Genomic DNA, 6000 nt, shown 5'->3' with positions numbered 1-6000 from the left:
CGACCACCCACAACGACACCTCGAGATCCGTAACTCACCCAGAGCGGCGAGACGACATCATGCTGCCTGAACCACTTCAACAAGTACGGAACTGTCCCTGGACGGAACCACTGCTTGCAGGTAAGTGAGTCGATCATGGATCTCCGGCGATCACGGCATTACGAACCGTAGTCGCCTCGCGTCGGCATGTCAGGCGTCTATACCGGTAGGAAGTCCGGGTGATTCGGCTTAGACCGGCCTCGGTGGATGAGCCTCGTTCCTGTACAGCCGTGCCCTCGTTGTTCTGACCATGTCGGGGGCGAAGCGCCGCACACCCATCGTGGTAGTGCGAGATCCGAGGACGGCGCTCATGTCGGTGGAAGATCGGCAGCAGGCGGTCACCGCCTTAGCAGCCATGATCCACGAGTCGTGGTCGGGTGACCAGGGTCGCGGCGCCGATCCTGTTCGTGAATCGGGTTAGTCTGGCGGCGCTGCGGCGGGCGGCCACTGGTGAACTAGTCAGGGCATGCGTCGGCGTACGGCTGAAACCGTCACGATTGGCCCCTGAGCAGTGTGAATGTGGTTCGGGTTGTGCCACATCCGGTCCACCAATAGCCCTGACCTCGGCAAACCTAAGACAGTTGGAGGCAGTGCGCGAACCGCGTCTTCGGATGCGTGCTGAGCTGGAGAACGACGTCGTGCGGTACGCGGACGTTTCAGTTGTCCGCCTGCGCGCGTCGCCGGACGCCGGCCGACGTCCGCGCCACTGACACCCGATGCTCTGCCCGCCGGGTGATCAACAGTGGCACGGCGCCGTCACGGACCCGTCAAGAGCCGTCTCGCCGTCACATGCTGGAAGTGCTCATCAAAGCTGAGCGGGCCCGGCCCCCTTGTTGAATCACGTCCGCGAAGAGCTGCGGATCCATCGGCCGGTGAAGGTGGTACCCCTGACCGAGATCACATCCCATCCGTACCAGGGCTTGTAGCTGCTCCACATCCTCGATGCCCTCGGCCACAACCTCCAGATGCAGCGCCCGTCCCAGGTCGACGACCGCGCGCACGAGGGCGTTGTCCTGGGCCGACCTGGTCACGCCACTGACGAAGCTCCGGTCGATCTTCACCTGGTCCACGGGAAACTGCCGGAGGTACGACAGCGACGAGTACCCGGTCCCGAAATCGTCGACCGAAAGGCGTACCCCCCGCTTCTTGATGAGCCGCAGATTCGTCAGTGCCTTCGCCGGGTCCGTCGTCAGCACGGTTTCGGTCAATTCGAGGGTGAGGGCGCTGCCATCGACGCCCGCGGAATCCAGCGCGTCGGCCACGTCCGTCACGAACCGGTCATCAGTGATCTGGCGGGCTGAGACGTTCACGCTGACCGTGAGGCCGGGCAGCAATCGACGCCAACTGGCAACGTGCGACACTGCCTCGCGCAGGGCCCACCGGCCGATCTCGTTGATCAGGCCGGTCTCCTCCGTGATCGGGATGAACTGGTCGGGCGGTACGATCCCACGCCTAGGATGGTGCCACCGCAGGAGTGCTTCGACGCCCTCCAATTCTCCGGTGGCCAGCCGCACCAGCGGTTGCACATCTAGCCGGAACTGTCCGGCTACCAGAGCGTGCTGCAGGTCGGCTCGCAGCTCCAGCCGGGTCAACTGCTCGGCGTGCATCTCCGGTTCGAACACGACGACCTGGCCGGACCCGGTCCTCTTCGCCCGGTACATGGCAACGTCCGCATTGCCCAGCAGCTCACTGGCCGTGGTACCGCCCGCCCGTGCCGCGATGCCGATGCTGGAACCGATGTAAACCGGCCGTCCCGCGACGTGGAAGGGCTCGGCGACCTCGATCGCGATGCGTTCGGCGACCACTCGGGCGTCCTCGACGGAAACACCTTCAATCAGCACGGCGAACTCGTCACCACCCAGCCGGGCCGCCAGATCTCCGGTCCGCAGGCAGGCGAGGATGCGTTCGCTCACCGCCGCGAGCAACTCATCGCCCGCGTTGTGGCCGAGGCTGTCGTTCACCGACTTGAACCGATCGAGGTCGACGAACAGAATGACGACGGCCTCAACCCGGGGGTCTCCCAGGATCTGGTCGAGACGTTCCAGGAAGAGTTTGCGGTTCGGCAGGCCGGTGAGGGGGTCGCGGTACGCCTCCCTAACCGCCTCTACGGTGCGGGCATCGGTCAGCGCCAAGCTGATCTGCTGTCCGAACGCGGACAACAGGCTGATGTTCTCCACGGCGGAATCCGTCTCGTCCAGCCCGACCGCGACGAGGCCTCCCGCGACAACGCCGCTGACGTGGACCGGCGTGGCCAACCTCAGATCTTCGGACGGCCCGGAACGAACCACCGTGTCCCCCACGGCGATCGCTTCCGCCGCGAGCTCCAGAGCAGCGTTCGCTGTGCCGGCCGACTCCGGCCAGTGCGCCCGCGAGGCCACGATAAGGCTGGTGGGCTCCGCCGGGTCCGACAGCACCAGCGCGATCGGAGCTTGGCCCAGGAGCCCTGAGACGCCCTCCGTGATGGCGTCGAGGACCGACTGCAGCGGCTCGCGCCGGGAGATCGCACGCTGGATGGAAAGCAGCGTCTCCAGCAGGGTCTGCCGGGCGCGGAGTACTTCCAGCAGTTCCAGTCGCTGCCTGGCCTCGCGGGCCCGCTCCTCGCGCAGCGCCCTCTCGGTCGTGAGTATCCGCAGGTTGCGCAGCGCCAGCCCGAGCACCTGGGCCATGCCCTGGAGCATCTGACGTTCCTCGGTGCTGAACACGTCGTCGATACGCGCGACGACGAGCTCGCCGTCGATGTCGCTGCCGAGGGTGGCGTGTGCACCGTTCGCCTCGCCCAGCAGCGGCAACTCGACCGTCGGCTCACCACGGAAGGCCGGACGCACCTGCTCGGCCGGGACTGTCACGGGCAGACCGGTCAGGCCACGCACGCCGTTCTCGCCGGCCAGAAGGACCGCACCTACCTCCGCGTCGAGGGCCTCCAGCGCGCGTTCGACGGCGACTCGGATGGCCACCTCCTCGTCAGCCGAGGAGCTGACCGCCGTGAAGTACTCGGTGAGCTGGTGAGTCGACCAGTGCAGGGTCATGGGCAGTCGCTCAGGCGATCGCGAGGGTCACAACGGTCAGCCGGTGCAGGCCACGTGCTCCGCGGGTGCGGGCGAACTCGCCGTAGCTGTAGAAACCCGCCAGGGGAACACCGGCGGTCTCCCGCTCCATGGCGGCGATCTCCCGCTTGACTCCGTCCGGGCCGAGTACCATTTTCCGGACCCCGCAGTCGAAGGCAAGAATCCCGACCGGCTGTGCGCCGTCCAGCGCATCGATGGCCTGACGGCACGATATCGCGCCCGCATCGACAACCGAGTCTTCCTCGGCGCCCATCACCCACGCCAGTGCGCCCTGAGGCGTGTCGGCCAGGAACAGCAGAGAACCGTCGTCAGGGTCCCAGCTGTGCGCGATCCGGATGTCCTCGTCGGTGCGCCGGGAAAGACCGAGCGGGTTCGCGAACGCAGCCGCCTGGAACGCCTCGGCGTTCTCGAGTACCGAGCGGTCGATGCCGGTACGCTCGAGGAAGACGTCGAGGGCCGGCGCGCCGTCGAGCTCGTACAATCGGCCCTTCTCGCTGCGCGTCACGATCATCGGCTCGCCGCGCTTGTGCCAGCCGTGCGCGATGCCGATGCCAAGCTTCGCGTCGGAACCCAGGCCCACGCCGATCACCGCGTCGGTCAGCACCTCCACTCCGTGCCGGTCCCCGAAGAACTGATGGGTCTGGCGGAGCCGCATGTCGTCACCGGCGCACCCGCCGACCAGCGGCACCAGGGCACTCGCGACCGAATAGGCGCCACGTACCACTTCGTTCTGTTCTCCGAGCAGCCCGTCGCACAACAGCAGGCCGGCGCGGTGGTCCTTGGTCAGACCGGCTACGCCGGCCGCAGCGCCAGCTCCGGCCTCCTGCCGCCGGGTCGACACGTTCCGTCCCACGGCGGCACGCACCTCGAGGCCCGGGCCACCCAGTGCCACGACCACCACGCTCTCCTCGGCAGGGTCCCCATAGCCCGGGGTCACGTGACCAGCCGTGGTACAGCCGACGATGACGGTGTCCGCGTCGGCCTGAGCTCGAACAGCGTTCAGCAGGCGCTCGAAGTCGTAGCGAACGGCGCAATAGATGATCAGCAGGGCCGGGTTCCGATCGGCAATCGCCTGGGCCGCTGCGGCAGATCCCGCTGTTGCCGCATCGGGACTCTGGCTGTATCCAGTACCCATCCAACGCACTGCCTGCTCCATCCGGTGCTCCACGCCGTTGACATCGGCGGCCGATGGGCGAACCTGAGCGTCCGTTCGATCAGTGCTGTTTCGGGTTCGACCAGTTCCGGCCGTTGGCCGTGATGCCGAGCCGAGGACGCCAAGAGTAGGCCGGGGTAACGGTGCTGCTGATGGGATCGGATCGGCATGGCGGCGCCACGGTGCCTGAGCGACAAACCGGTCAGGGTACGCGGCGGCGGACGGCCGGTAGGGTCACGATTGGGGCTCTGAGCTGCGGGAATGCGGTTCTTATTCTGCCTAGCACGGTCCACCAATAGCCCGGACCTGGGCAAACGTGAATCGACTGTTGACAGTGTAAGAACCGCTTTGGTCAACAGTGCGGTGAGCTGCGAATATGCGGTGAGACTACGCGAGGGTGAGCAGGAAACTGGCGCCTGAGGGCCACGTCGGTTCAGCGGTCGCGGGCGGCGTGGTAATCGATCGGGCTCAGGCTGAGAGGGATGCGGTACGCGCGCAACGCCACTGGATCTGGCGTCCGGCGGCCGCCGAGAACCTTGACTCGTTCCGCCTCGGATAGGAGAAAGACGAAGTGTAGGGCGAACGGCCGCCGAAACGGTCCGGCGTGCGGATTGCCGTCGGCGTGCAGTTGGAGATTGGCCTTCCACGCCGCGTCGCAGAGCATGGCGATCAACAGTCCGAGGTGATCCGTCCCTGCCAGATCATCGCAAGGCCACTCCCAGGCGCCTGCTCCCCCTGCACGAGCGCGTACCGGCCGCCCATGAGGGCGTACAAAGCGTGACGGCCGCATGGGGCACCGCGCACGAGTGGCGGCAGAAGTGAGCATCTTCGTCGCTTGGGTCAGACGGCATCACCATAGGCAAAGATGTCTTGGTGGATCACGACCTGCATACGAGCCGCTTTTCGCTTCAGCATCGCTGGGGAGGCGGAGAAGACGCGTTTTCTATCGACCAGTTGACGGACTTGCTTGACGAGTTAGATGCCGATGACCCGGAACATCCCGACGTTTGGATCAGCGACAACGAAGTCGGCTACAGCGTGTTGGCGTTCGCAGGAAGCCGCGGGCTCGTGGTCTTGGAAGATCACGAGGAGGTCCGCGGCCCCCGCCACATGACGGGCTACTCGATGGCCATGATGAGAAATCTATTCGAGATGGTCATGCAAGGCCGAGTCTCCGAGGTCGAATCTTTGCCGTGGCTGCCCGGTTACGGGTCCTAGCGTCGACGTAAGTCGAGTTGGCGAAATCCGGACAGCGCTGATCGGTAGATCGGCTGTCCGCCAACTTGGCTGTTCGTTCCTTCTTCGCACCCGGATCGCGGCCAGAAGCGCGCGCCCAGTCTCCGTAGCACCTGCCAGCGGTGGCTAGGCTGCGTCAGAACCAAGTCCACGGGAGAGCAAGTCGCCACAAACGCCCACGCCAGCGCGCACGCCGAGGATGTAAGAAGACCTCGATATCCTCCAGCGCGTTGCCAGCAGTTCCCTCGACGTGGGGTCTGGTGCGCACCTGACGAAGTGCGGCGACTACACGGTCTTCGTCGAGCTGACCGTAAACCCTTGCCAAGTGCCCAAGGCAAGTGGCGGCGAGCGCCTGCACTTGACGGTCTTCGTGGTCTAGCAGAGCCAAGTAGAGATCTTGCGCCTCTCTCCAGTCGCCGTCGCCGTATAACGCGCACCCCACCATGGCATTCAGAGCGCCGCTGATGTCATCGCTGTCCAGAGCCGTCCGTACATCAGCTGGCGTGG

4 protein-coding genes are annotated in these 6000 nt (G+C 65.8%); 1 reads left to right on the top strand and 3 read right to left on the bottom strand.

Annotated features, from left to right (window positions below; all coding sequences use genetic code 11):
- Positions 1 to 824: 824 nt before the first annotated feature.
- The 3 genes from I4J89_RS45490 to I4J89_RS45480 form a co-directional block, all read right to left on the bottom strand.
- Entirely contained in the window at positions 825 to 3065 is a 2241-nt protein-coding gene (locus I4J89_RS45490) for a putative bifunctional diguanylate cyclase/phosphodiesterase (protein ID WP_196420462.1), read from the bottom strand.
- A gap of 10 nt (positions 3066 to 3075) precedes the next feature.
- Positions 3076 to 4260 (bottom strand): FIST signal transduction protein, encoded by a 1185-nt coding sequence (locus tag I4J89_RS45485; protein ID WP_230860702.1) that lies wholly within the window; start codon positions 4258 to 4260, stop codon positions 3076 to 3078.
- A 430-nt stretch (positions 4261 to 4690) separates the two neighbouring features.
- Complete coding sequence (locus I4J89_RS45480; protein ID WP_196420461.1) at positions 4691 to 4930, bottom strand: hypothetical protein; 240 nt, start codon at positions 4928 to 4930, stop codon at positions 4691 to 4693.
- 200 nt (positions 4931 to 5130) lie between these two features.
- Here I4J89_RS45480 and I4J89_RS45475 point away from each other — a divergent pair, with 200 nt between their 5' ends.
- Positions 5131 to 5475: a hypothetical protein gene (locus I4J89_RS45475; protein WP_196420460.1), complete on the top strand. Its 345-nt coding sequence runs from the start codon at positions 5131 to 5133 to the stop codon at positions 5473 to 5475.
- Positions 5476 to 6000: the final 525 nt, after the last annotated feature.

This window comes from Actinoplanes aureus, from assembly GCF_015704865.1.
GTDB lineage: Bacteria > Actinomycetota > Actinomycetes > Mycobacteriales > Micromonosporaceae > Actinoplanes > Actinoplanes aureus.
This window is presented reverse-complemented; position numbering and strand designations above follow the sequence as displayed.